We start from the raw sequence: 24,145 nt of genomic DNA, 5'->3' as shown, positions 1-24,145 counted from the left end.
ATCACCCAACAGAAAACCGTATGCGTGCATACGGTTTTTTTATTATGCTGACAGAGTAAAAAGCAGATAGATTTTGATTGCCCACCACCAATGTAAGGAATATCAACATGCGTATATTACTGGCTGAAGATGACGCTTCCCAAGCACAGAGCATTAAAGCATGGTTAGAAATGGATGGTTATAGCTTAGATTGGGTGGCACGTGGGGATCATGCAATTTTGGCTTTACAACAACATCAATATGATTGTGTGTTGTTAGATCGAGGCTTGCCTCAAGCAACAGGCGATGACGTTATTGTGGCATTACGTAAAACACAGCCACAAACGCCAGTCATCTTTATTACAGCCAAAGACAGCATACAAGACCGTGTCATTGGATTAGATTTAGGTGCAAATGACTATTTGATTAAGCCATTCAGTTTAGATGAGCTTTCTGCACGTATACGTGCGCAGCTGCGGTTAAAACAAGCCGAACAGACTCAAGCCAATATCATCAGCTTTGATAGCTTAAAGTTGGATGTGCAGGCGAAAACTTTATATAGGGCTGCAGAACGCATAGATTTAACCGCCAAAGAGTTTCAGATTTTATATAAATTGATGCAACGACCTGAGCATACCGTGAGCCGAGATAGGCTCGAGGAGTCCTTATATGCATGGGGCGATGAAGTCGAAAGTAATGCAATTGAAGTGTATATCTACCAATTAAGAAAAAAAATTGGCAGTGAATATATCAAGACGATTCGTGGTTTAGGTTATCGCATGAATAGGGCTACATCATGAGCCAAGCTAAGATTTCACTCCAGCAAAAGCTGATTAAGACCTCCTTATGGAGTTCGATTTTGGCAGGTGCAATTGCACTATGTTTGCTATTTGCATTGTCGGCCTATCAGACGATGGATACGCAAGATGCCATTATGGATGAAATAGCCGATTTTCTGGTCGCTCAGACGCAACCCACACAGTCGAGCCAAACTATAGGTGAACTCAGTAAAGAATTTGATATTTCCTATGTGGTTCAACATCAGCAACGGATATTGGCACAATCTAAACTTGAAGATCAGCATGATGTGAGCGCTTTTGTATCGGAACGTATAGCTGATGATTACGGCTTTTATTGGCAAGACAGGCAACTGTGGCGTAGTTATAAGCGAATAGACTCAGAATCAAAGCGTGAAGTACTCATGCTTCAACCGATGCAAGAACGGGTTGAACTGTTGTTACAGAGTGTGTTGGGCTATGCTGCGGTTCTACTTTTGTTGTGGGGGCTACAGTGGGTGCTGTTAAAAGTATTAATGAAGCGGGATTTTGCAGTTATTCGGCAGTTTTCAGAACAAATCTCCTTAAAAAATCCGAAAGAATTGAGTCCGATTGATGCCAGTCAGCCTGCAATCATGGAGCTAGAGCCTATACGCTTGCAATTAAATTCCTTAATGCAACGATTAGGGCGTGCCTTAGAAGCAGAACATCGTTTTACTGCAGATGCCTCGCATGAGTTACGCTCACCGTTGTCTGCCATTCAAATGCGTTTGCAAGTAATACGCCGTAAATATCAAGATCATCCACAATTGGCAACAGAAATGCTGGCCATACAGCAAGATGTCAGCCGTGGAACTCAGGTCTTAGAAAATTTACTCTTATTGGCACGTTTAGATCCGTCAAAGGAGGAAGATCTTCCCAAAACCAAGGTTGATGTACAAGCAATCACAGAGCAGTTATTGAATGACTACCAAGAGTCTTTGCAACAGCATCATTTGATTCTTCATAGTCAGTTAGAGCCTGTGACCATTGAAGTGAACGCAGAGTTATTGCAAATATGTTTGCGTAACTTAATCGACAATGCTGTGCATTACACTCCTGTTCAAGGCACCATACAGATTCGCTTGCAACAACAGGGTTATCACTGTTATTGGCAAATTGATAACTCAGGTGAAGGCTTAGACGAAACCGTGATACAGCACTTTGGAGAACGCTTTTATCGCGTATTGGGAAGCCAAGTACAAGGCAGTGGTTTAGGGCTTTCGATATGTAAAAAAATTGTTGAATTACATCAAGGCCAAATAAAATTTTCAGCTTCTGAATTGGGTGGGCTCAAAGTTCTCTTATCTATATAAAGCGGGTTGAGTGAGTAGACTGATGAAGACTGTGGGGACTAAATAACTTCATTGTTGGTGTGATCAATAGATGCATTACGTTCGTGTGGAAAATTGTTTTAATCTGGATGTAAAAAAACAGTATGCGCTGACTCATACTGCTTGTTCCCACGTTTATTATTATTAGAAATTGAAAATTATTTAGTTAAAATAAGACGGTTATTGCGTGTTAAACGTAAACGGTATTCTTCGCCTGCATGCATAATGCGAATTTCACGGCCCAATGCAAATAAGTTATTAGAATGTAGCATTGGTAGTGCATGATGAGTTTCGTTAGAACGAGTAAATAAGCTAAAAGGTGCGTTCATTATTATGTGCTCCGTGGTGGGTTGTGAATGAATTAAATGATAATCATTATCGAATAGGCCTGTCAACGGTAAATGATAATATTTTAAAAAAATTATAAAGCTGTTTACACTTAAACATATTTCGTCAGATTTTGAGATGTTGCTTTATGGCTAAACCAAATTTGCACATAGCAATTGCTATTTTATTACATCAAGACCAAGTGCTGGTTGGCTGGAGAGATGCACAGCAACATCAGGGCAATAAAAATGAATTTCCAGGTGGTAAGGTGGAAGAGGGTGAAAGCCCTGTAGAAGCGTGTAAGCGAGAAGTGCTCGAGGAAGTTGGGATTAATTTAAGTGAATGGCATCATTTTGATTTTATACGCCATGAATACGACGATGTAATTGTGAATTTGCATATATTCCATAGTGCAGTGCCCACGAGTATGCTGGAGTCGATTCGTGAACCATGGCAGTGGTATCGCCGTGATGAACTTCTTTATTTAAACTTTCCCAAAGCCAATAAAGCCATGTTAAAGCGTTTGTATTGGCAACAGATCATTAAAATTTCAGATCAATTGAGTCAATTGGCGGAAGTGGATGACACAAAGCTGATGTATTGGCGCACGGATGCCACACAGCAACAGCAAATTGAGTTATCAGAAATTAAGTTGGAAGATTTGTCACGATTGATTGTGAATATTGAACTTTGGAAAAAGTTAAATAGCGTGCAACAGCAAAGTATGGGAGCGGTTCATTTAAAACAGCAACAATGTCTACAACTCAACAAAGGTGATTTACAGCAAGGCGTACGTTATATTGCTGCTTGTCATGATTTGGCTTCTGTCTTGCATGCTAGCCGTATAGGTTGTGATGCTGTATTACTCAGCCCTGTAAAGCATACTGAGACACACAGCGAAACTCAGCCACTTGGGTGGCAGGCTTTTGCAAGCATTGCACAGCAGGTGGATATTCCAGTCTTTGCATTGGGTGGAATGCATAGTGCAGATCTGATTGAAGCGAAGCAACATCATGCTTATGGTATTGCTGGAATACGCTTTGTTTAAGTGATTGCTTTAAGCGTGAATAATCTAAGATACCAAGCTGGCTCAAAGGGCGAGTTTATAGTCCTTTGAGCGCGTGTAACGCTTTATTTACCGTTGCGGTATTGTTTTGTTTTTGCCCAGACTTAAGAATCACTTGCCATAACTGTTTTTTCATAGCATCGGTTTGTGCATAACTTAAACCCCGCTGTGCCAAAGCTTGTGCATTGACCGCTTGGTTTTTACGGTTAGCAATAAGGGCTAAGTATAAAAAGCTTTCAGCAGATTGAGGGGCTAAGCGCTGTGCTTGATTGGCTAAACTCTCTGCTTGATTCAGTTCGCCTTTTGCGTATGCAGTTTGCGTTTGTTGCATCAATTTTTGAAAAGCAGGTAGGTTTCGACCATCATCAAACTTTTGGCTAGGTGCTTTTTGCTCAGGAATAATAATCTGCTTACGTTTAATTTCAGGCACATCATAAGGATGAATGACAACACCATCCGCAGCTTGAATTGGTTTATTGATTGGTGCTTTGTTTAAAACTTCTGTTTTTTGCTCAGGCGTTGGTACGCTTTGACAGCCAACCAACGCCATAAGGCAGACAACTAAACTGAGTTTGCTTACATCACAATGTAATTGCAATTTATTCAATATGACACACCTTAATTTGCATAGTTCCCGCTTGAAATCATTCGGGGTTGATTCGATGAATCAGCATCTGTATCAGATTCGCTTTCATGGATATAACCACCATCTGAATAATTATCATCTTGCGGTACTGAAGGCTGTGTAGAATCGATATTAATTGTGTTTTGTTCTGATTCATATTGTGAAGCAGCACATGCTGATGCACGTGTTGGTATTGAATTACGATTCAAAGGAATATAGACCGCGTTATTACAGCCTGAAGCAGACAAATCACCTGAACCACTATCAATCCATTGCCATGTCACTGCATCAGGTTGACGCAAATTTACCGGTTTTTGACGTAATTGTTTCATCACATTGGTCCAAACTGGCAGTGCACCTGAAGAACCAGTAAGACCTGTCGCTTTGTTATTGTCTAAACCTAACCATACTACGGTTGCATAATTTCCAGAGTAACCAGCAAACCATGAGTCACGTGTATCATTGGTGGTGCCTGATTTACCTGCTAAGCCTAAAGATGACGGTAATGTTGCATAAGCAGAGCGACCAGTACCAGCACGCATAACTTGCTGTAAGCCGTAGTTCAGAATGTATGCATCGGATGGATCAATTGTTGGTTGTACAGATAAACTATAACGATCAAGCAAATGACCATTTGCATCCACCACAGAGCGAATGGCTTTAACAGGGTATTTGAAACCACCTGTTGCAAAGTTGCCATAAATACTCATCACTTCCAGTGGTGACATATCAACAGCACCCAAATATATCGATGGATAGTTTGGAATAGTTGAAGTGACGCCAAACTTTTTCAAGTGATTGATAAATGTTGACATACCAAATTCTTGACCTAAACGCACGGCAGATAAGTTGTATGAATTGGCAAGCGCCGTCATCATTGGCACAATACCATGTTCACCACCGCTGTAGTTTTTAGGCGTCCAAGTTTTTCCTTCACTTTGAATGTTAATTTGTGAATCTTCAATTGGGCTGGCCCAGTTATAACGATTAGACTCGATTGCGCTGAGGTAAATGACAGGCTTGAGTAAAGAACCGACCTGACGTTTAGCATCCAGTGCACGGTTAAAGCCTGTAAACTCTTGAGTAGAACCAACAGCGGCAACCAGTTCGCCATTTTCTGGATGCGTCACCAGTACTGCACCTTGTAAATCTTTTAAACGTGCAGGATTACTTTTGGTTAAATTGGCAACTGAGATTTTAAAACTGTCTTGAATTCGTGTTTGAGCAATCGGATCTAAAGTTGTAAAAATACGTAAGCCTTGATTGGTCAAGTCACCTTCTTGGTATTCCGTACGTAATTGACGACGGACAATATCTAAGAAATCAGGGAAGCGGGCAGGGCCTAGAGTTGGTTTTGCCAATACATTTAATGGACGTGCAATTTCAGTTTCATACTGCTCTTGGCTTAGCGTACCCATAACCAACATATTGTTTAAGACAATATCACGACGCTTTTTAGCCCCTTCAGGGTTACGCCACGGATTAAATAAAGTTGGACCTTGTACCAAACCAACCAAATAAGCTTGCTGTGCAATATTCAACTCACGTAGAGGCAAACCAAAGTAGAACTGTGATGCCAAGCCATAGCCGTTGATGGAGTAGTTTCCATTTTGGCCTAAGTTCACTTCATTTAAATAAGCTTCTAAAATTTCATTTTTGTCATAGTGTAATTCAATCAACAGCGCCATAAGTGCTTCGTTGACTTTACGTTTTAAGGTTTTTTCAGGGCTTAAATAGAAATTTTTAACCAACTGTTGTGTCAGGGTAGATCCACCTTGACGTTTACCACCAGTCAAATTACTCACTAAGGCACGTGCAGTACCACGTACAGAAATACCGTGGTGTTTATAGAAATTACGGTCTTCTGTGGCAATCAGTGCATTAATTAAAGGCTGTGGTACATTTTTTAATTTAATCAGTACACGGTCTTCATTGTGCTGTGGGTAAATACCACCAATCAGCATTGGCTCTAAGCGAGCAATACCTGTTGACGATGGTTTAGTTGCGCTTACATCGGCAATGGCATTTTCATTAAAGGCAATTTTAAGTACTTGCTCAGGCTCGACGCTATCACCAAAGTCAAAGCCACGCGTGTGTACATACATTTCATTTCCAGAAACAACGTAACTTCCGGTTTTGGCATAACTTTCAGTGTTTTTATAGCCCAACATTTTAAGTTCTTGGCTTAAGTCTTCTTGGTTTACAGGGGCATTTGTATAGATTTCTAAAGGGCGAGCAAATACTTTCGCAGGAATATCCCAGCGTTGGCCTTCAAATTTTGTACGTACAATGTTATCAATACGAATAAGATAGACACTCATTGCGACAAACATGCCAATGATAAGTACACAAAAAATGAAAGCAATTATGCCTATGCCACGTTCAGACTTCATAAACTATGATAAGACCCTGATAAATTGTGCTAATCATGCGAAGCTTTTTGTTAATTTGCAATATTTAAACTGTATAAGAATGCAAAATATACAGTGAAATCCGTTGTAATGAATGGCTTTAAAGTTTTTTTTAAAACAAATGCGTTAATGCTATGATAGGCATGAAGCGTAGTGGAGCAAAGGCGCAGGTGCAAATTTCACACAAATCATTTAGAAATATTGGACTAATAGGACGTCCAGATAAAGTTTCTGTAGTGGATACTTTATGTCTCATTCATGACCATCTTTTAAGTCTAGGTCTGCATCCTGTATTTGATAATGCAACTGCAGCTTTGGTGCCATATACCAATACGCAGACGGTCAGTAAGGCGCTATTAGGCGAAGTTGTTGATCTGGTGATTGTCGTTGGTGGCGATGGTTCACTCCTGCATGCTGCACGTTCACTGGTCAAGCACAATACACCTGTTATTGGGGTAAACCGTGGTCGGTTGGGCTTTTTAACCGATATCAAACCAACAGAAGTATTATTTAAGCTTGATCAAGTGTTAAAAGGTGAGTTTCAGCTGGATCGTCGTTTCTTATTAGAAATGGAAATCCGCTCAAAAGGTGAAACAATCTACGATGCCATAGCACTCAATGATGTAGTGCTACATTCAGGTCGTTCTGTACACATGATCGATTTTGAGCTGAATATCGATGGGCAGTATGTGTATCGTCAACACAGTGATGGCTTAATCGTTTCAACGCCGACAGGCTCAACAGCGTATGCTTTGTCTGGCGGTGGCCCAATTGTACATCCAAGTATGGATGCGATTGCCTTAGTCCCTATGCACCCACATACTTTGTCATCACGTCCGATTGTGGTGGGCGGGCACAGTGAAATTAAAATTTTGATTCGTGAAAACCGTGTATTGCCTATGGTGAGCGCAGATGGTCAAAATAGTGTTTCATTAAATGTGGGGGACAGTTTACATATCCGTAAACATCCATTTAAACTTAATCTACTCCATCCACCAGGCTATGACTTTTATATGGCATGCCGGACTAAACTTGGTTGGAACCAAGATTTTGACTCATTAAAACAGGATTAGATGATGAATATTGAACAAATGCTGGCCGTACTCGATCCTGAAATTGTTAGTCGTTTAAAAACGGCAATTGAAATTGGTAAATGGCCTAATGGCGTGGCGTTGACAAAAGAACAACGTCAAACCTGTATGCAAGCAGTTTATGCGTGGGAAGCTAAAAACTTACCTGAAGATGAACGTAGTGGTTATATTGACCGTGGTACGAAAGAAGAAGATGAGCATTGTGACTCTCATGTTCATGCTGAAGAAGAATTTAAGCCAATTAAATTTATTTAAAGTAATACGGTCTTTTTGATCAATAAAAAAGGATGCTTAGCATCCTTTTTTTTATGGCGTTATTCACCGCAATATTTAACGTGCCTGCCAAAGTTTACGAGCATGTTGCATTGCAGTTGGGTAGTCTGCACAAACGCCCATGGTATATAAAGCAATGCCCATGGTTTCAATCACGGCAACTTCGCCGTACTCATGTGTGCGTTGGCCTTCCCAAACAGCTTTAAATACCGCAAGGTCGAGTTCTTCTTCGATAGGACTACGGTTGTCTGTGAGCTTTGCTAACTCATGTTCATATAGCTCGCCATTTTGGATGCCACAAATTAAAGTTTTAGCATCTGGATTGCGTTCAAACTCGCCACCTTCTCCTTTAATAACGGCACTATTTTGATAACCTAAGCGGTAGGCAGACTGTTGGTGTGAACTGCGATATGCAGGATGGAAAATCGCTTGCAAGGTGGCTTTGGCATTAAAAGGATTAATTAAACGCGCAAGTGTATGAATTGGTGAGCGTAAGCCCATCACATTACGCAGTGCAATTAAGTCACTTAGAATTGGTGAAATAGCATGTAAAGGTAAATAGGCAAAATTACTTTGCTTCAGTGCAGTTTCAACTTCAGTATCTGTTTGGCAGATTGGATAGCCTAAATATTCGAGAACTTGCTCTGTATAAACACGGTTAAGCGTGTGGCCAGAAGCCCCATGCATGACAATTTTATAGCCGTTTTTCGCAAGTGTTAGTGTTGCCAATAAAAACCAAGGATAATGTTTACGCTTGCCTGCATAAGATGACCAATCTAAATCTACAGCTAGAGGTTTAAAATTAAGCTGATCACGTGTTGCTTGTACAAAGCCTGCAAGTTCATCCACAGATTCTTCTTTAACACGTAACAACATGAGAAATGCACCCAATTGCACGTCCAAGACTTCATCTTTTAAAATCATGCTAAAAGCTTGATAGGCTTCCTCATAGCTTAATGAGCGTGCGCCATTTTTGCCTTTACCAATAATACGTACAAACTGTGCAAAGGGATGTTCAAAATCTTGATAAATATTTCGTTTGGTATTCATAAATATATTTTCAGGCTATGCATGACATTTGAGCCTAGTTTACGTGTATGCATGCAAGATTTCAGCTTGATTTTGGCGCTAAAACTAGCACTTATGAGACTATAGTCTAAGAGGTTGTGTTTGTTATTTAACCTAAATTAACAATTGTGGGAAAACAAAAAACTAAAAAACAGGTAAAATTTAAACCAATTCGAGTGTATTACTCATCTCCTGATCCATTCTGATTTTTTATCAGGTCCTGAAGTAATTATTAAAATTACGTATACACATTTTTCTGTATTTAGCATGCTAAATATATAGGCATTCTTTTGTCTGGGCAAAAGGGTTTCAACTGTTTATTTGTGTTAAATAAACAAAAACTGAATATTTCTTATCATGAGAAATATGTAGTGAAGTATTATCATGACCAAAAAACCAATTTATAAATCACTTTATTTTCAAGTGATTGTTGCTATTTTTTTAGGTGTTTTGGTGGGGCATTTCTCACCAAGTTCAACTGAAATTGTAAATGGTGTTAAGCAAAGCGTACCTGGTTTGGGTGAGCAATTAAAACCATTGGGTGATGCTTTCATTAAGCTCATTAAAATGATTATTGCGCCAGTTATTTTCTGTACCGTCGTGAGTGGTATCGCGGGCATGGAAAGCATGAAATCTGTAGGTAAAACTGGTGGTATTGCGCTGTTATATTTTGAAATTGTTTCTACATTTGCATTAGTAATTGGTTTACTTGTAATTAATATTGCTAAACCTGGTGTAGGCATGAATATCGACCCAGCAACTTTAGATACTTCAGGTATTTCAAAGTATGTTGAGTCGGGTGCTTCACAGTCCACAGTTGATTTCTTAATGCATATTATTCCAAACACAGTTGTTGGAGCATTTGCAGAAGGGGAGATTCTACAAGTATTACTATTTGCTTTACTCTTCGGTTTTGCACTGCATAAACTTGGCGATGCAGGTAAACCTGTATTGAAGTTTATCGATCAAATCTCACATGTTTTCTTTAACATTGTAAACATGGTGATGAAGCTTGCACCGATTGGTGCATTTGGTGCAATGGCATTTACGATTGGTAAATATGGTATTGGTTCGTTAGCGCAATTGGCGCAATTAATCATTTGTTTCTATGTGACCTGTTTGCTGTTTATATTTATTGTACTGGGCGCAATTGCACGCTTCTGTGGTTTCAGTATTTTGAAAATGATTCGTATGATTCGAGAGGAACTACTCATTGTGCTGGGTACATCTTCTTCAGAATCTGTACTGCCACGTATGCTGAAAAAGCTCGAAATTGCAGGTTGTGAAAAGTCAGTTGTAGGTTTGGTTATTCCAACAGGTTATTCATTTAACTTGGATGGTACGTCTATTTACTTAACTATGGCAGCAATCTTTATTGCCCAAGCAACCAATACCCATTTAGATTTGGCACATGAAATTACATTACTTGCAGTATTGTTGATTTCATCTAAAGGTGCGGCTGGGGTTACAGGTTCTGGCTTTATTGTTATGGCTGCAACTTTATCAGCAGTTGGCCATATTCCTGTGGCTGGTTTAGCATTGATTTTAGGTATTGACCGTTTCATGTCTGAAGCACGTGCATTAACTAACTTGGTTGGTAACTCATTAGCAACAATTGTGGTTGCAAAATGGGTAGGTCAATTGGATGTTGAAAGCCTCAATTATTATTTGGCAAATCCAGAAGAAGTTGACCGCAAAATGCTTGAAGAGCAAGACCAAGCACATGCTTAATTCGGCAGAAGTTTAAAGTTGGGTTTAGAAAAGGAAGCTTTGGCTTCCTTTTTTATTGTTTATTGGGTGATATAGAACTTCTTGCAAGACATCATGTCATGGCATTCAGCCAAGTCATTTTTGTTGTGTTCAGCTGTGGGCCATTGGAAAAATATACATTTTGAACGCAAAAGTTTTCCTTCATGACGTGCCTCTAAAACTCCTCTAGGATGGGAGTATTCAAAAACAACAATCTGAAAAGGAACTGTTCAATGCTTGCTTATGATGCAGATTTAGAATTATTTAGAGATAACTTTCGTCGTTTTATGCAAGAGCAGATTGCACCGCATTATGAGCAATGGGAACGCGAAGGCATTATGCCACGCTCTGTATGGAATGCTTTAGGTGATAACGGTTTCCTGTGCGTAGATGTGCCGGAAGAATATGGTGGTTATGGTGTTCCAACACATTATTCATTAATGCTGGTCGAAGAGTCTGCACGTGCAGGTTTTAGCGCACTATCTACAGGTATTTCGTGTCACTCTGAAATTGCGGCACCGTATATTTTACATATTGGTTCAGAAGAACAAAAACAATACTGGTTACCTAAAATGGTAACAGGTGAAGTTGTGGGCGCGATTGGTATGACTGAGCCGGGTGCAGGTTCTGATTTACAGTCAATGCGTAGTAGTGCAATTTTACAAGGTGATCATTATCTATTAAATGGTTCTAAAACCTTTATTTCAAATGGTCAGCATGCAGATTTAGTGGTGTTGGCAGCTAAGACTGATCCGCAAGCGCGTGCTAAAGGCGTGTCTTTGCTGTTGGTGGATACACACTTGGACGGTTTTAAGAAAGGCACAAACCTCGACAAAATTGGTCTGCACTCACAAGATACCTCAGAGCTGTTTTATGACAATGTAAAAGTGCCAAAAGAGCAATTATTGGGTCAAGCGGGTCATGGCTTTGCTTATCTTATGCAAGAGCTTCCACGTGAACGTACTGCAATTGCAGCGACTGCTGTAGGTGCAATCCGTGGTTCGATTGAAGTAACAGTAAAATACGTGCAAGAACGTCAAGCTTTTGGTCAGGCGGTGGGGCAGTTCCAAAATACTCGCTTTGTATTGGCACAAGCCAAAATTGATGAATTGGCAACCATTGCATTTTATGAGCGTAATGTTGAGCTCTACATGGAAAATAAACTGGATGTAGAAACTGCAGCTGCCTTAAAGAGCTTTTCAACGGATATGCAGATGAAAATCGCGGACAATTTACTACAATTGTTTGGTGGCTATGGCTATATGACTGAATATCCAATTTCACGTTTCTTCGTTGATGCGCGCATCCAGCGCATTTATGGCGGAACCAACGAAATTATGAAAGAAATTGTAGTTCGTAGTATGTTGGGCCGTTAAGCTTAGATGGTTATATATTGAGTTTTAGTCATAAAAAAGAACCTTGGGGTTCTTTTTTATTGGCTCAAGGCAATCAAACTTTCACGAATAAAATAAGGTAAATCGGTAGATGATGGTGAAGAAATATAGAGGTTATTATCATTTACTACACTGACATCATAATAGACTGCACCTGCATCTATTAAAGACGATGCATTTGGTTTGTTAATTGTCATTAAGTGACCTGCCACAACCCGTGCTTGAATTAACAGTTGTGGAGCATTTGAAATACTCATAATTAATTTATGCGAATTGGCAAAATGTTGAATAAATTCGAGATAGCGCAGATCTTGAGAGAGGAGGTCATGTGAATGGCCACCGGGAATTAATAATGCATCAAAATTGTTTAAGTCAACTTCTGCAATGCTTTGATCAATTGTAACGGTGCTGGTGCAATGTTGACCATGAATGATTTTACCAGCTTGTGCTTCAATATTTAAAATCGAATGTCGAGCAGCACGAAAGGCTTCTACGGTTTCGTCGTAATGTGTGTCTTCAAAATTATGGGTCACCAGTACAGCAATATTTTTTGGCATGGTCGGAGACTCAAGAAATCTTTTAAAAAATATTACACCGTGTCTGCATTTATAAAGTGCGATATTTGTCATAATAAAGTATGAAAAGGTAACCAAGCCTCGGTACTCTAATCGTGTTTTTTTAAGACCTAGCACTCGGGCATTAGTTTGTGTGAAAGGTATTTCTTTTATGAAATTTTAATTGGAATAACTGAACTATTTTTTATGAATAAAGTGGTTGAGTTGGCTTTTTAGCTTAGATGTTGAATCATGAAAATTCCTGTAGTTTTCATAACTTAATAACAGGGTTGTATATATACAAAACAAGATTGAATGACACAAGAAGATGATAATTTAAGCAAAGCATAAAGGCAGAAATCATGTGGATAGTTTAAACAACTGTCTGTTTTTAAGGCTGAATCAATGAAAGTCGTATTGCGCAACATTTGAAAGCTAACTATTGTTATACTTGTTTGCAAACCATGTTTTTGAAGGGCGATATAACAATGATCAACGACGATCAAAACACGAAGGCTTCTCTTGACCTAGCTCAAATCCGCGAAGATATTGATTCAGTGGATATGCAAATTCAGCAATTGATTAACCGTCGAGCTAAATTGGCAGAGGCAGTAGCAAAAGCAAAATTTGCTTCAGAAGAAGATCCTCTGTTTTACCGTCCTGAGCGTGAAGCGCAAGTTTTACGTAAAGTTATGGATCGCAATGAAGGCCCATTGTCTGATGTCACCATGGCTCGTTTGTTCCGTGAAATCATGTCGGCATGCTTGGCTTTAGAAGCACCACAAAGTATTGCTTTTTTAGGCCCTGTGGGTACATATACTCATTCGGCAGTTTTAAAACATTTTGGTCAGGATGCGGTCATTCGCCCTTTACCGACTATTGATGAAGTATTCCGTGAAGTTGAAGCAGGCAGTGCGCATTATGGTTTAGTGCCTGTTGAAAACTCATCTGAAGGTGTAGTCAATCACACACTAGATTGTTTCAAGACATCACATCTAAATGTTATTGGTGAGGTTGAATTGCCAATTCATCACCAATTCTTAATTTCTGAAAACACACGTAAAGACAGCATCAAACAAATTTATGCTCATCAACAAACTTTGGCGCAGTGCCGTGGTTGGTTAGATGCACATTATCCTGGTGTTGAACGTGTTGCATTAAGCTCAAATGCAGAAGCTGCGCGCCGTATTCGTAATGAATGGCATTCGGCAGCCATTGCATCTGAGGTTGCCTCAAGTATTTATGGCTTAGAAATTTTACATAGCAATATTGAAGATAACCCAGAAAACACGACACGTTTCTTGGTTATTGGTCGCGAGAAAGTGCCACAGTCAGGTAATGATAAAACGTCATTACTGGTCTCTGCACATGACCGCGCTGGGGCATTGTTAGAAATTTTAGCACCATTTGCCAAACACAATATCAGCTTAACAAGTATTGAAACGCGTCCTGCATTGCCTGAAAAATGGGCCTATGTGTTCTTTATTGATCTTGAAGGCCACGTTGAGCAAGACAATGTCAAAGCGGCCATTGAAGAAATTCGACCTTTAGTTAAAGAAGTTCGTGTGTTGGGCTCATACCCAATTGCGGTGCTCTAAGTTCACAACTGTGATTTGTGTGTGTTTGCATGCACATCACCTTTATTACTTGAAATAATCGGAAGTGTAAAATGACGTTTGTCCCAGCCAATGAAGGCATTGCAAAATTAAAGCCTTATCAACCAGGTAAACCAATCAGTGAGCTTGAGCGTGAGTTGGGGATTACTGATATTGTTAAATTGGCCTCTAATGAAAATCCATTGGGTTGCTCAGCAAAAGTAAAAGAAGCGGTAGCTGCTGAATTAGCTGAAATTGGCCGTTATCCAGACGGTGGTGGTTTTATTTTAAAAGACCAAATTCAGGCACAATTTGGCGTGGTACACGACCGTATTACATTAGGCAATGGTTCAAACGATCTACTCGAGATTTTTGCACGCAGTTTTGTATCTGAAAAGGATTCAGTTGTGTACAGCCAGCATGCATTTGCTGTCTATGGCTTGGTGACTCAAGCAATTAATGCACAAGCCATTGAAGTGCCTGCAAAAGGTTTTTCACACGACTTAGATGCAATGGCTGCTGCTGTTCAAGCCAATACCAAATTAATTTTTATTGCAAATCCAAACAACCCAACAGGGACTTGGTTTGAAGAAGCGGAATTTGATGCATTTATGCAAAAAATTCCAAGCAATGTGATTGTGGTATTGGATGAAGCTTATGTGGAATATTTCCCAGAAAACTTTAACAGTTTGAAGTTCTTAGACCAGTATTCAAACCTAATTGTTAGTCGCACGATGTCAAAGTGCTATGGCTTAGCTGCACTTCGTGTAGGTTTTGCTTTAGCTTCTGTTGAAGTGACAGGCTACCTTAATCGTATTCGTCAGCCGTTTAACGTGAACCACCTTGCAATGGTGGCGGCAGTTGCTGCGCTCAAAGATGAAGCGTTTATTGAGCAATCACGTGTCGTGAACAAAGCGGGGATGGCGCAGTTAGAAGCTGGCGTAACGGCATTAGGTTTAAGTTTTGAACCTTCGCGTGCGAACTTCTTATTAATCAATGTAAATGCAGATCCTGCACAAACATTCGCAGCTTTACTTAAAGAAGGTGTGATTGTGCGTCATGTCGGAATTGCAAATCATCTTCGTGTATCAATTGGTACTGAAGCAGAAAATGAAAAATTCTTAGCTGCTTTGGCTAAGGTGCTGGGTTTAGAGGCAAAAGCGTAAATTATGGCAACGCCACTGTTTGAAAAAGTTGCATTTATTGGCCTTGGGCTAATTGGCTCAAGTCTAGCTCGAGTGATCATTGCTGAAAAATTAGCAACGGAAATCGTCGCTTCGACGCGATCGCAAAAAACTTTAGATGATGCGAAAGCGCTGGGTCTGATTCAGGCGGGTTATACCAATCCGATTGATGCTGTAAAAGGCGCAGATTTAGTGGTCTTGGCATTACCTGTACGTGCGACACAAAAGGTATTAGAAACTATTCAACCGTATTTGAGCGCAAATGTCATTATTACGGATGTAGGTAGTACCAAAGGCAATGTGGTAGAGGCAGCAAAAGCAGTTTATGGTGAGAAATTACCTGCTGGTTTTGTACCTGGCCATCCAATTGCTGGAGCAGAGCATACAGGGGTACACGCAGGTAAAGTCGATTTATTTGCTAACCATAAGGTTATTTTGACACCTTTGCCAAGTAGCGCAGATTGGGCAGTAGATAAACTCATTCAACTGTGGCAAGCAGCCAAAGCTGAGGTCATTTGTATGGATGTGGACAAGCATGATGAGGTGCTTGCTCACACCAGTCATTTACCGCATCTTATGGCATTCAATTTGGTTGAGCAATTGGCCAACCGTGAAGACAATTTAGATATTTTCCGTTATGCAGCAGGTGGCTTCCGTGACTTCTCACGCATTGCTGCCAGCGATCCACAAATGTGGCATGACATCTTTTTTGCCAATAAAAAGGCAATTTTAAATGCAGTCGATGGCTTTGAACAGCAGCTAACGACTTTGCGCAAGTTGATTGAAGATGAAAACTCGCAAGCATTGATGGGATTGCTCGGACATGCGCAAGCAGCACGACAGCACTTTAATCACATGCTGGCTAAAAAACCCTTGATGGAGAAAAACAAAGTGACGACACAGCAATTTACAATTTTACCGGGCCAAAAGAATTTCCAAGGTAAATTTACAGTGCCAGGGGATAAATCTGTGTCACACCGCTCAATCATGTTTGGTGCGATTGCTGAAGGCACCACACATGTGACTGGTTTTCTCGAAGGTGAAGATGCACTTGCAACTTTACAAGCATTCCGTGACATGGGAGTGAGTATTGAAGGCCCAAAAAATGGTGAAGTTACGATTCATGGTGTGGGCATACATGGTTTAAAAGCACCTGCAAGTGCATTGTATATGGGCAACTCTGGTACATCGATGCGTTTGCTCTCAGGCATGTTATCTGCGCAAGCATTTGATTCGGTGATGACAGGTGATGCGTCATTGTCTAAACGACCAATGGAGCGTATTGCGAAGCCTTTACGTGAAATGGGCGCGCAAATTCAAACGACGGGTGAGCGTGGTACGCCACCAGTGTCTATCTCTGGTAGCCAAGCTTTAAAAGGCATTCAATACGATTTGCCTATGGCTTCAGCCCAAGTAAAATCAGGTATTTTGCTTGCGGGACTTTGGGCTGAGGGTGAGACTTCGGTAACTGAACCTGAGCCAACACGTGACCATACCGAGCGTATGCTTCGTGCATTTGGTTATGATGTAAAAACAGAAGGTAACCGTATTTCGCTACAAGGCGGTGGTAAGCTTGTGGGTACCAATATTCAAGTGCCTTCAGATATATCTTCAGCAGCTTTCTTTATGGTGGGTGCTGCCATTACAGAAGGTGCGGATGTTACGCTTGAAGCGGTTGGGATTAACCCAACACGTACTGGCGTGATTGAAATATTAAAGCAAATGGGTGCGGATATTTCAGTTGAAAATGAACGAATTGCAGGTGGTGAGCCGATTGCTGATATTCGTATTCAAGGTACGCGTACACTCAAAGGTATTCACATGCCTGAAGATCAAGTGCCGTTGGCGATTGATGAATTCCCAGCTTTATTTATTGCGGCTGCTTGTGCAGAAGGTCAAACAGTTTTAACTGGTGCTGCTGAGCTTCGCGTAAAAGAGTCTGACCGTATTCAAGTGATGGCAGATGGTTTGAAGATCATGGGTATTGATTGTACGCCGACTGATGATGGTATCATTATTGAAGGTAAGGGTAAGTCAGGTGAGTGGGGCTCAATTTTCACAGGTGGTGAAATTGAATCACATCACGATCACCGTATTGCAATGAGTTTTTCAATTGCGGGCTTACGAACTTCGGGCGCAATTAAAATTGTAGGTACTGAAACAGTTGCAACCAGTTTCCCTACATTTACACAATTAACAGCGAAAGCGGGCTTAGCAATTGAAGTAACAGAATAAAAATTGTTAAAACTGATTATTTGTTAGACAACAGCCAAGCAAAAGCTTGGCTGTTTTGCATTTATTGCTTATTCTAAAACCATACAACAAAAATGCCTTTAGGGTTTGATCATGAAAAAATTACAATTTGCAGCCAACTGTGAGCAACATCAAGCAAAGGAAGTAGATTCAACTGTGGCGCAAAAGCACGTCGCGGATCTTTTGGCAAGCAAGCTGGGGCAATATGGCTTTGAAGTATTGCCTCAAGGCGCTGACCGTGTTGCGGTCAGTGTAGATAATCATGAGCTACCACTTTCTGTAACCTGCCAAGGGCATAATGCTGAAGGTCATTTAGTCTGTGAAATTACGTCTTATCCTGATGAGGATCAAGATTGGTTGGAGCGCATTACTGAGCAAAGTTTGCTTAATCAATTGGCACAAGCTGTTGAAAGCTCATTGAAAGAAGATGATGCATTCAGTCAATTTAGCTGGAAAGGCTAAATTTTGATTTTGGGGTTCTTCGCGTCAGTATATGTCGCTTCATGCTATGCTGACCGAAATCTAAGTTATATGATGATACTCAAGAGAAAACGAATAAAGAAAAGTGGACTTTAGAAAGTTCATGAACGGAATGTTTGGGTACTTTAAGATGTGTGAAATTCCGTCCAATCCATGTCTGGAGGAAGTCGATGTTTGATTTAAAACGTATCACTGAGCAATTTGAATGGAATCCTGGTTCAGCTTATGGTCGATGGAGTCGGGCCATAAAAGAAAATGACCGTCCCTATATTTGGCTCAGCTGTAGACCAAGTAGCGAAGGGCGCGAACTTTATTGTATTAATCAAAGTGGTTCACCAATTGAGCGTATTGATGTGCTCCACAATACACATGCATTGGTTGATGGTGAGTATTTTAATAAAGCCAATGCTGCGCTGAGTTATACTGAAATCGCACATGATGAAGCCGTTAAAATTGCTCACTATGATGAATATTATGATTTAGATGTATTGCTGGGTGTTACTTTAGCAGTCAGTAGTACAGAGCTTGGGCATTTGGTATTAAAGTCGAAAGAGATTTTAGGTGGTCCTAAGCTTGATGATGTATTGCTTTGGAAAAATCAGTGTGATTCATCAAAGATAAAATAAAAAAGCCAGTTTGAGACTGGCTTTTTTATTTTTAAACGGCTTATTTATATTAGTTAATGAGGAAGCGTGTCATCGCAATACGCAATTGCTTTAAGTAACCTGTGAAGAAGTGGTTTGCACCAGGCAACACAGTGATTAAATGACGTTGTGGTTTCGCCCATTGAATCATATCTGACAATAAAGTGACATCATCTGCTTCGCCATGAATGAAGAGGATATCGCCTTTAATGTGTGGCGTCACATATGGACGTACACCAGCAACAGTTGCTGTAGGTAAACCACATAAGATGGTTTGTACAGGCTGAAGCTCAGTGGCAAGCATGGCATAACATTTTGCCATGACATGTGCACCAAAGCTAAAACCGCCTGCAAAGAAAGGCAAGTCTGCATGTTGGCTACGTGCATAGGTAATGACATCTAAGGTGTCTTTCGTTTCGCCATTACCTTCATCGTGAACGCCCGCACTTTGGCCAGAACCACGAAAGCTAGGACGATACACAACACAACCGCGCTCTAAAAACATTTGAGCAAGTAAAGTTGGGACTTTATGCTGTGGTGTTCCACCTTGTAGGGGATGGGGGTGAGTAACTACCGCGAATCCTTTCACTTCACCCTGTGGATAATCTACAAAAACTTCAATTTGGCCAGCTTGGCCTTGAAGGAAAATTTGTTCAGACATAACAAATAGATTAAATAGCAGGAGAATGCAGTATTCTACCGATAATGCTCAGTAAAAACACAGATTGGAAATAAAATAAGTCTACTGTTATAGTTTGATTACTTAAATTTTAATCAAGTTATCTATGCTCGCTTTAATTTCCCCAGCTAAAACTTTAGATTATGAAACTGCATTACCTACAGATCAGCACACATTACCAAGATTGCTAGAACATTCACAAGCGCTTATCGACGTAAGTCGTAGGCTGTCAGCATCTGAAATAGCCAGTTTGATGGGTGTGAGTGAAAAAATTGCAAATTTAAATGTAGAACGCTTTAGGGATTGGCAGTCAGATTTTAATTTTTCAAATGCTCGTCAAGCGCTATTTGCATTTAAAGGTGATGTATATACAGGATTAGATGCATATCATTTAGATGATGCACAAATTAACTATGCACAGAAGCATTTGCGCATGCTATCAGGTTTGTATGGCTTATTGCGTCCTTTGGATCTAATGATGCCGTACCGTTTGGAAATGGGAACTAAGCTACAAAACTCACGTGGACATAATCTATATGAGTTCTGGGATGATATTATTACCCAGCTCATTAACCAAGACTTGTCTGAGGCTGGGAGTGAATTGCTAGTGAATTTGGCGTCAGACGAATACTATAAGTCGGTGAAAGAAAGCAAAATCCAAGCACAAATTGTACGCCCAGTGTTTTTGGATCAAAAAAATGGCAAATATAAAATTATTAGCTTTTATGCTAAAAAAGCACGTGGCCTGATGGCACGCTATTTAATTGAAAATAAAATTGAGAAAATTGAAGATATCCGTTCATTTAATTGTGATGGTTATTATTTTGATGCAACCAATTCGACATCAAGTGAATTAGTATTCAAAAGAGATGAACAAGTCGCTTAATTCAGTTTAAATAAACGAGATGAAAGCAGATCATTTGCATGGGTCTGCTTTTTTTTGTAGAACTAAATATGTCATTCGTCGCTCTTGTATATGGATACTATGTCATATTCCTTATGCTAAAAACTCGAAAAATAAAGATCTTGCTAGAAATTGAAGTTACGTAAAATTACAAAAAAATGTATATTAATTCAAATAAATAAAATAAATGTCTATTGAGTCACATTTTTGTATTTCATTTTGTTATTATTAGCAAAAGTTAGCAAAACAATAATTTTTAGTTATGAAGACATTTGTGATTTTAATTTTCTTGAGCCTTGTTGGTGGGCTATGCATGCTGGTATATAACGATGCAGAAGCCAAGCGACAGCAAAATGTAGATCAGCTGGTTGGAGAAGAGCATCTGCAAAATTCAGAAAATTTTTCATCAAGCGTTAAATAAGGCTAAAAAACAAACTTTAAAATCGTGTGCTGACTTTTGAGTTCAAATTTATTTTTATAATTTTTTTCTTAATTTTTTATAAGACTTCAATAAAACCAATATGTTATATATATTAAAAAACGATTAAACTTAAAATTTAGAAACATTAAAAAATCCCTGTGTTATAATTCTGTTCGCATAGGGTTAGATCATATTCATAGTTAAATAAACCTATGATTTAATTCAGGTAAATAGAGCTGCATAACTGTTATGCAGCTTTTTTGTTTACGATTGATAATGATTGAGCTTGTTAAGCTTAACTTATTGATTGTTTGTGCATATTTTGTTCTGAATGAACAGTGCTGGAATTGTAGTGCTTCGACATGCACAAATTTAAGCATATGCAGTGCTGTGTTTAACTTTGTGGAATGCTTAAGGCATAAAGTTTACTTAATAGGGGCTAGGTCATGACGACTCCTAATCCGTCTTCCGAAAGTGTGCTAGAACGTATGTTCAAGCTGAGTGAAAATAAAACCAGCTTTCGTACAGAAGTGCTGGCAGGTATAACAACGTTTTTAACGATGTGTTATATCATTATTGTCAACCCAATGATCTTGTCTGAAACAGGCATGGATCATGGGGCTGTCTTCGTTGCAACGTGTTTAGCCGCAGCAATTGGTTGTTTGGTAATGGGGATCATTGCAAATTATCCTATTGCTCTTGCACCAGGTATGGGCTTAAACGCTTTCTTCACATACTCAGTATGTTTGGGCATGGGCGTGCCGTGGCAAACGGCTTTGGGTGCAGTATTTATTTCAGGCTTTGTCTTTATTGCGATTAGCTTGTTTAAAATTCGTGAAGCGATTGTCAATGCCATTCCAATGTCATTGAAGCTGGCAATCGGTGGTGGTATTGGTTTGTTCTTGGCACTTGTTGCACTCAAAAATGCAGGCATTATTGTTGATAATCCAGCAACTTTGGTGGGATTGGGTGATCTGAAGCAGCCGTCTGTATTGCTTGCTTTGCTTGGCTTTTTAATGGTGGTTATTTTACATCACTTTAAAGTTCGTGGCGCAATCATTATTAGTATTCTTGCCATTACCGCTATCGCAACTTTACTTGGCTATAATGAATTCCAAGGTGTGGTGGGTGCTATTCCATCAATTGCTCCAACATTCATGCAAATGAGCTTTGAAGGCTTATTCACGGCAAGTTTAATCGGGGTAATTTTTGTATTTTTCTTGGTTGATTTATTTGACTCTACAGGAACTTTAGTCGGTGTTTCACACCGTGCAGGTTTACTGAAAGATGGTAAGTTACCACGTTTAAAGAAAGCGCTTTTTGCTGACTCAACTGCAATTGTTGCAGGTGCTGCATTAGGTACATCTTCTACAACACCATATATCGAATCATCTGCGGGTGTTGCTGCTGGTGGTCGTACTGGTTTAACAGCTGTAGTTGTAGGTTTGCTCTTTATTGCGTGCTTGTTCTTAGCACCACTTGCACAGTCAGTACCTGGTTTTGCAACAGCGCCGGCATTGTTGTTTGTTGGTGTGCTGATGATTCAAGGCATTACGCATATTGACTGGGAAGACATTACTGAAGCTGTTCCAGCTTTCTTGACTATTGTATTTATGCCATTTACGTATTCAATTGCAGATGGTATTGCAATGGGCTTTATTAGCTATGCATTAATCAAATTATGTACAGGCAAAGCATCTACTGTACCGTATATGGTATGGATTATTGCTGTGCTTTGGGTATTAAAATTTGCGTTGTTTGGCGGTTAATTCTCCGAGCACAAATAAGGGTGTAAACTCAGTTTGCACCCTTTTTTATTTTTAAAGAGGAATAAAGTATGAATCGACTTGAGCTCATCCGTGCTTTACCAAAAGCTGAATTACATGTTCATATCGAAGGCACATTTGAGCCTGAACTGATGTTTGCGATTGCCCAGCGCAATCAGATTGAGATTCCCTACAAATCTGTAGAAGAAGTTAAACAAGCGTACAACTTCCATAATTTACAGTCTTTTTTAGATATTTATTATGCTGGTGCAAATGTACTTGTACATGAACAAGATTTTTATGATTTGGCTTGGGCATACTTTGAAAAATGTGCTGAAGACAATGTTGTACACACAGAAATGTTTTTCGATCCGCAAACACATACAGATCGTGGTGTAGCTTTTAAAACGGTTATCGATGGTTTGCAACGTGCATGTGATGATGCGAAAACAAAGCTGGGCATTAGTTCGCACTTAATCATGTGTTTCTTGCGTCATTTGAGCGAAGAAGCTGCATTTACCACACTTGAACAAGCCTTACCTTATAAAGACCAGATTATTGGCGTAGGTTTAGACTCAAGTGAAGTAGGGCATCCACCTGCTAAATTTGAACGTGTATTTGCGAAAGCGCGTGAAAATGGTTTCTTGATTGTGGCACATGCAGGTGAAGAAGGCCCGCCAGAATATGTTTGGGAAGCTTTGGATTTACTTAAAGTAAACCGAATCGACCACGGTGTACGTTCTGAAGAAGATGAAGTGTTAATGCAGCGTTTAATTGCTGAAAAAATGCCGTTAACAGTGTGTCCCTTATCAAATCTAAAGCTTTGTGTTGTGCAAGATATGACGGAGCATAATATTCGTCGTTTGCTACAACAGGGTGTGCATGTCACAGTCAATTCAGATGATCCATCGTACTTCGGTGGTTATATGAATGATAACTTTATTGCTATTGCAGAAGCATTAGACTTAAGCAATGATGAGTTGAAGCAATTGGCTATAAACTCATTTGAAGCATCATTTATAGAAGATGCTGAAAAGCAACAATGGATTTCTAAAATTACATCTTTGGTGTAATTTTAGGTCACAAAAAAGGCAGCTTGGGCTGCCTTTTTATGCTTTTTCTTAATGGTTTTATTCAATTTATAGTTTGAAATGGGTATCAAGTGAAAACAAAATTTAAGTCGATGGTGCTTTTGATGAGCATGTTCTTTAGTGTGACATCTGTACAAGCAGCATCGCAAAGTCTGGCAGTTAAAATGCTAAAGCCAGTGATTGAGCGTCAATGTATAACAGAATTAAAGGACTCTAATGTTTGGAAGGCTTCAACATTTTTAATGACTGATCATAATAAAAAGCAATTTGAAGCAGAGGTATGTCAGTGTGTGGGGGAAAATGCTTTGAATGACGTGACTGTGAATGAAATTACACAGGCTTTGTTGAGTGAGGAGGCGAAAAATCAACTCATTCGTAAGGCAACACTCAATAGCATTAAAAGTTGTGTGATTAAAACTAAAAAATAACAGCACTTTGCCTG

Annotated in this window: 22 protein-coding genes; 16 read left to right on the top strand and 6 right to left on the bottom strand. The window is 39.7% G+C overall.

Annotated elements, in window-relative coordinates; genetic code table 11:
• Window positions 1–107: 107 nt before the first annotated feature.
• Both DYI81_RS13040 and DYI81_RS13035 read left to right on the top strand, forming a co-directional pair.
• Window positions 108–779 (top strand): response regulator transcription factor, encoded by a 672-nt coding sequence (locus tag DYI81_RS13040; protein WP_117007765.1) that lies wholly within the window; start codon window positions 108–110, stop codon window positions 777–779.
• A complete protein-coding gene (locus DYI81_RS13035) occupies window positions 776–2,110 on the top strand; it encodes an ATP-binding protein (protein ID WP_117007764.1) in 1,335 nt (444 codons plus the stop codon). The genes DYI81_RS13040 and DYI81_RS13035 overlap by 4 nt, the downstream gene beginning before the upstream one ends.
• Before the next feature lie 176 nt (window positions 2,111–2,286).
• On the opposite strand, the gene DYI81_RS13030 is transcribed toward DYI81_RS13035, so the two are convergent.
• Window positions 2,287–2,457 carry a hemin uptake protein HemP gene (locus tag DYI81_RS13030; protein WP_117007763.1) on the bottom strand — a complete coding sequence of 57 codons (171 nt, stop codon included), beginning with the start codon at window positions 2,455–2,457 and terminating at the stop codon, window positions 2,287–2,289.
• A 146-nt stretch (window positions 2,458–2,603) separates the two neighbouring features.
• Here DYI81_RS13030 and DYI81_RS13025 point away from each other — a divergent pair, with 146 nt between their 5' ends.
• Complete coding sequence (locus DYI81_RS13025; RefSeq protein ID WP_117007762.1) at window positions 2,604–3,503, top strand: NUDIX domain-containing protein; 900 nt, start codon at window positions 2,604–2,606, stop codon at window positions 3,501–3,503.
• Between the two features lie 55 nt (window positions 3,504–3,558).
• Here DYI81_RS13025 and DYI81_RS13020 read toward each other — a convergent pair whose 3' ends face one another.
• Both DYI81_RS13020 and mrcB read right to left on the bottom strand, forming a co-directional pair.
• Window positions 3,559–4,071, bottom strand: a complete 513-nt coding sequence (locus tag DYI81_RS13020) for a tetratricopeptide repeat protein (protein WP_117007761.1) — start codon at window positions 4,069–4,071, stop codon at window positions 3,559–3,561.
• 68 nt (window positions 4,072–4,139) lie between these two features.
• Window positions 4,140–6,539, bottom strand: coding sequence for a penicillin-binding protein 1B (gene mrcB, locus DYI81_RS13015; protein WP_117007760.1), 2,400 nt, complete (start codon window positions 6,537–6,539; stop codon window positions 4,140–4,142).
• A gap of 152 nt (window positions 6,540–6,691) precedes the next feature.
• On the opposite strand from mrcB, the gene DYI81_RS13010 reads away from it, so the two are divergent.
• Together DYI81_RS13010 and DYI81_RS13005 are read left to right on the top strand one after the other, a co-directional pair.
• Window positions 6,692–7,630: an NAD(+) kinase gene (locus tag DYI81_RS13010; RefSeq protein WP_106986472.1), complete on the top strand. Its 939-nt coding sequence runs from the start codon at window positions 6,692–6,694 to the stop codon at window positions 7,628–7,630.
• Window positions 7,631–7,633: 3 nt separating this feature from the next.
• On the top strand, window positions 7,634–7,903 hold the full coding sequence (locus tag DYI81_RS13005) for a YeaC family protein (RefSeq protein ID WP_117007779.1): 270 nt from the start codon (window positions 7,634–7,636) through the stop codon (window positions 7,901–7,903).
• A 75-nt stretch (window positions 7,904–7,978) separates the two neighbouring features.
• Here the strand turns inward: DYI81_RS13005 and DYI81_RS13000 are convergent, their stop codons facing one another.
• Window positions 7,979–8,971 (bottom strand): glycosyl transferase family protein, encoded by a 993-nt coding sequence (locus DYI81_RS13000; protein ID WP_117007759.1) that lies wholly within the window; start codon window positions 8,969–8,971, stop codon window positions 7,979–7,981.
• Between the two features lie 402 nt (window positions 8,972–9,373).
• Between DYI81_RS13000 and DYI81_RS12995 the strand changes: the two genes are divergently transcribed.
• Both DYI81_RS12995 and DYI81_RS12990 read left to right on the top strand, forming a co-directional pair.
• Window positions 9,374–10,720 (top strand): dicarboxylate/amino acid:cation symporter, encoded by a 1,347-nt coding sequence (locus tag DYI81_RS12995; protein ID WP_117007758.1) that lies wholly within the window; start codon window positions 9,374–9,376, stop codon window positions 10,718–10,720.
• Between the two features lie 251 nt (window positions 10,721–10,971).
• Window positions 10,972–12,114 (top strand): acyl-CoA dehydrogenase family protein, encoded by a 1,143-nt coding sequence (locus DYI81_RS12990; protein WP_117007757.1) that lies wholly within the window; start codon window positions 10,972–10,974, stop codon window positions 12,112–12,114.
• Window positions 12,115–12,170: 56 nt separating this feature from the next.
• Here DYI81_RS12990 and DYI81_RS12985 read toward each other — a convergent pair whose 3' ends face one another.
• Complete coding sequence (locus tag DYI81_RS12985) at window positions 12,171–12,689, bottom strand: DJ-1/PfpI family protein (protein WP_117007756.1); 519 nt, start codon at window positions 12,687–12,689, stop codon at window positions 12,171–12,173.
• 485 nt (window positions 12,690–13,174) lie between these two features.
• Here DYI81_RS12985 and pheA point away from each other — a divergent pair, with 485 nt between their 5' ends.
• The 5 genes from pheA (at window position 13,175) to DYI81_RS12960 (ending at window position 18,824) form a co-directional block, all read left to right on the top strand.
• On the top strand, window positions 13,175–14,284 hold the full coding sequence (gene pheA, locus DYI81_RS12980) for a prephenate dehydratase (protein ID WP_106986477.1): 1,110 nt from the start codon (window positions 13,175–13,177) through the stop codon (window positions 14,282–14,284).
• 71 nt (window positions 14,285–14,355) lie between these two features.
• On the top strand, window positions 14,356–15,447 hold the full coding sequence (gene hisC, locus DYI81_RS12975) for a histidinol-phosphate transaminase (protein WP_117007755.1): 1,092 nt from the start codon (window positions 14,356–14,358) through the stop codon (window positions 15,445–15,447).
• A 3-nt stretch (window positions 15,448–15,450) separates the two neighbouring features.
• Complete coding sequence (locus DYI81_RS12970) at window positions 15,451–17,700, top strand: bifunctional prephenate dehydrogenase/3-phosphoshikimate 1-carboxyvinyltransferase (RefSeq protein WP_106986479.1); 2,250 nt, start codon at window positions 15,451–15,453, stop codon at window positions 17,698–17,700.
• 111 nt (window positions 17,701–17,811) lie between these two features.
• The gene (locus DYI81_RS12965) at window positions 17,812–18,180 is read left to right on the top strand and encodes a hypothetical protein (protein ID WP_117007754.1); all 369 of its coding nucleotides are present in this window, start codon (window positions 17,812–17,814) and stop codon (window positions 18,178–18,180) included.
• A 188-nt stretch (window positions 18,181–18,368) separates the two neighbouring features.
• Entirely contained in the window at window positions 18,369–18,824 is a 456-nt protein-coding gene (locus DYI81_RS12960; RefSeq protein WP_106986481.1) for a hypothetical protein, read from the top strand.
• Between the two features lie 49 nt (window positions 18,825–18,873).
• Here the strand turns inward: DYI81_RS12960 and DYI81_RS12955 are convergent, their stop codons facing one another.
• Entirely contained in the window at window positions 18,874–19,503 is a 630-nt protein-coding gene (locus DYI81_RS12955; RefSeq protein WP_117007753.1) for a hydrolase, read from the bottom strand.
• 124 nt (window positions 19,504–19,627) lie between these two features.
• Here DYI81_RS12955 and yaaA point away from each other — a divergent pair, with 124 nt between their 5' ends.
• The 4 genes from yaaA (at window position 19,628) to DYI81_RS12935 (ending at window position 24,131) form a co-directional block, all read left to right on the top strand.
• Window positions 19,628–20,407 carry a peroxide stress protein YaaA gene (gene yaaA, locus DYI81_RS12950; protein ID WP_117007752.1) on the top strand — a complete coding sequence of 260 codons (780 nt, stop codon included), beginning with the start codon at window positions 19,628–19,630 and terminating at the stop codon, window positions 20,405–20,407.
• Between the two features lie 885 nt (window positions 20,408–21,292).
• Window positions 21,293–22,615 (top strand): NCS2 family permease, encoded by a 1,323-nt coding sequence (locus tag DYI81_RS12945; RefSeq protein WP_106986484.1) that lies wholly within the window; start codon window positions 21,293–21,295, stop codon window positions 22,613–22,615.
• Between the two features lie 68 nt (window positions 22,616–22,683).
• Window positions 22,684–23,685, top strand: a complete 1,002-nt coding sequence (locus DYI81_RS12940; RefSeq protein WP_117007751.1) for an adenosine deaminase — start codon at window positions 22,684–22,686, stop codon at window positions 23,683–23,685.
• A gap of 89 nt (window positions 23,686–23,774) precedes the next feature.
• A complete protein-coding gene (locus DYI81_RS12935) occupies window positions 23,775–24,131 on the top strand; it encodes a hypothetical protein (RefSeq protein ID WP_130125662.1) in 357 nt (118 codons plus the stop codon).
• Window positions 24,132–24,145 lie beyond the last annotated feature (14 nt).

The sequence above is a fragment of the Acinetobacter sp. SWAC5 genome (assembly GCF_003419885.1).
In the GTDB taxonomy this organism is placed as follows: Bacteria; Pseudomonadota; Gammaproteobacteria; order Pseudomonadales; family Moraxellaceae; genus Acinetobacter; species Acinetobacter cumulans.
The sequence above is the reverse complement of the archived record's forward strand: the minus strand, read 5'-3'. Positions and strand labels throughout refer to the sequence as shown.

Excerpts from the sequence above, each read along its gene's own strand:
- DYI81_RS13040 (WP_117007765.1), top strand. The coding sequence starts at position 108 with ATGCGTATATTACTGGCTGAAGATGACGCTTCCCAAGCACAGAGCATT.
- DYI81_RS13035 (WP_117007764.1), top strand. The coding sequence starts at position 776 with ATGAGCCAAGCTAAGATTTCACTCCAGCAAAAGCTGATTAAGACCTCC.
- DYI81_RS13030 (WP_117007763.1), bottom strand. The coding sequence starts at position 2,457 with ATGAACGCACCTTTTAGCTTATTTACTCGTTCTAACGAAACTCATCAT.
- DYI81_RS13025 (WP_117007762.1), top strand. The coding sequence starts at position 2,604 with ATGGCTAAACCAAATTTGCACATAGCAATTGCTATTTTATTACATCAA.
- DYI81_RS13020 (WP_117007761.1), bottom strand. The coding sequence starts at position 4,071 with ATGGCGTTGGTTGGCTGTCAAAGCGTACCAACGCCTGAGCAAAAAACA.
- mrcB (WP_117007760.1), bottom strand. The coding sequence starts at position 6,539 with ATGAAGTCTGAACGTGGCATAGGCATAATTGCTTTCATTTTTTGTGTA.
- DYI81_RS13010 (WP_106986472.1), top strand. The coding sequence starts at position 6,692 with ATGATAGGCATGAAGCGTAGTGGAGCAAAGGCGCAGGTGCAAATTTCA.
- DYI81_RS13005 (WP_117007779.1), top strand. The coding sequence starts at position 7,634 with ATGAATATTGAACAAATGCTGGCCGTACTCGATCCTGAAATTGTTAGT.
- DYI81_RS13000 (WP_117007759.1), bottom strand. The coding sequence starts at position 8,971 with ATGAATACCAAACGAAATATTTATCAAGATTTTGAACATCCCTTTGCA.
- DYI81_RS12995 (WP_117007758.1), top strand. The coding sequence starts at position 9,374 with ATGACCAAAAAACCAATTTATAAATCACTTTATTTTCAAGTGATTGTT.
- DYI81_RS12990 (WP_117007757.1), top strand. The coding sequence starts at position 10,972 with ATGCTTGCTTATGATGCAGATTTAGAATTATTTAGAGATAACTTTCGT.
- DYI81_RS12985 (WP_117007756.1), bottom strand. The coding sequence starts at position 12,689 with ATGCCAAAAAATATTGCTGTACTGGTGACCCATAATTTTGAAGACACA.
- pheA (WP_106986477.1), top strand. The coding sequence starts at position 13,175 with ATGATCAACGACGATCAAAACACGAAGGCTTCTCTTGACCTAGCTCAA.
- hisC (WP_117007755.1), top strand. The coding sequence starts at position 14,356 with ATGACGTTTGTCCCAGCCAATGAAGGCATTGCAAAATTAAAGCCTTAT.
- DYI81_RS12970 (WP_106986479.1), top strand. The coding sequence starts at position 15,451 with ATGGCAACGCCACTGTTTGAAAAAGTTGCATTTATTGGCCTTGGGCTA.
- DYI81_RS12965 (WP_117007754.1), top strand. The coding sequence starts at position 17,812 with ATGAAAAAATTACAATTTGCAGCCAACTGTGAGCAACATCAAGCAAAG.
- DYI81_RS12960 (WP_106986481.1), top strand. The coding sequence starts at position 18,369 with ATGTTTGATTTAAAACGTATCACTGAGCAATTTGAATGGAATCCTGGT.
- DYI81_RS12955 (WP_117007753.1), bottom strand. The coding sequence starts at position 19,503 with ATGTCTGAACAAATTTTCCTTCAAGGCCAAGCTGGCCAAATTGAAGTT.
- yaaA (WP_117007752.1), top strand. The coding sequence starts at position 19,628 with ATGCTCGCTTTAATTTCCCCAGCTAAAACTTTAGATTATGAAACTGCA.
- DYI81_RS12945 (WP_106986484.1), top strand. The coding sequence starts at position 21,293 with ATGACGACTCCTAATCCGTCTTCCGAAAGTGTGCTAGAACGTATGTTC.
- DYI81_RS12940 (WP_117007751.1), top strand. The coding sequence starts at position 22,684 with ATGAATCGACTTGAGCTCATCCGTGCTTTACCAAAAGCTGAATTACAT.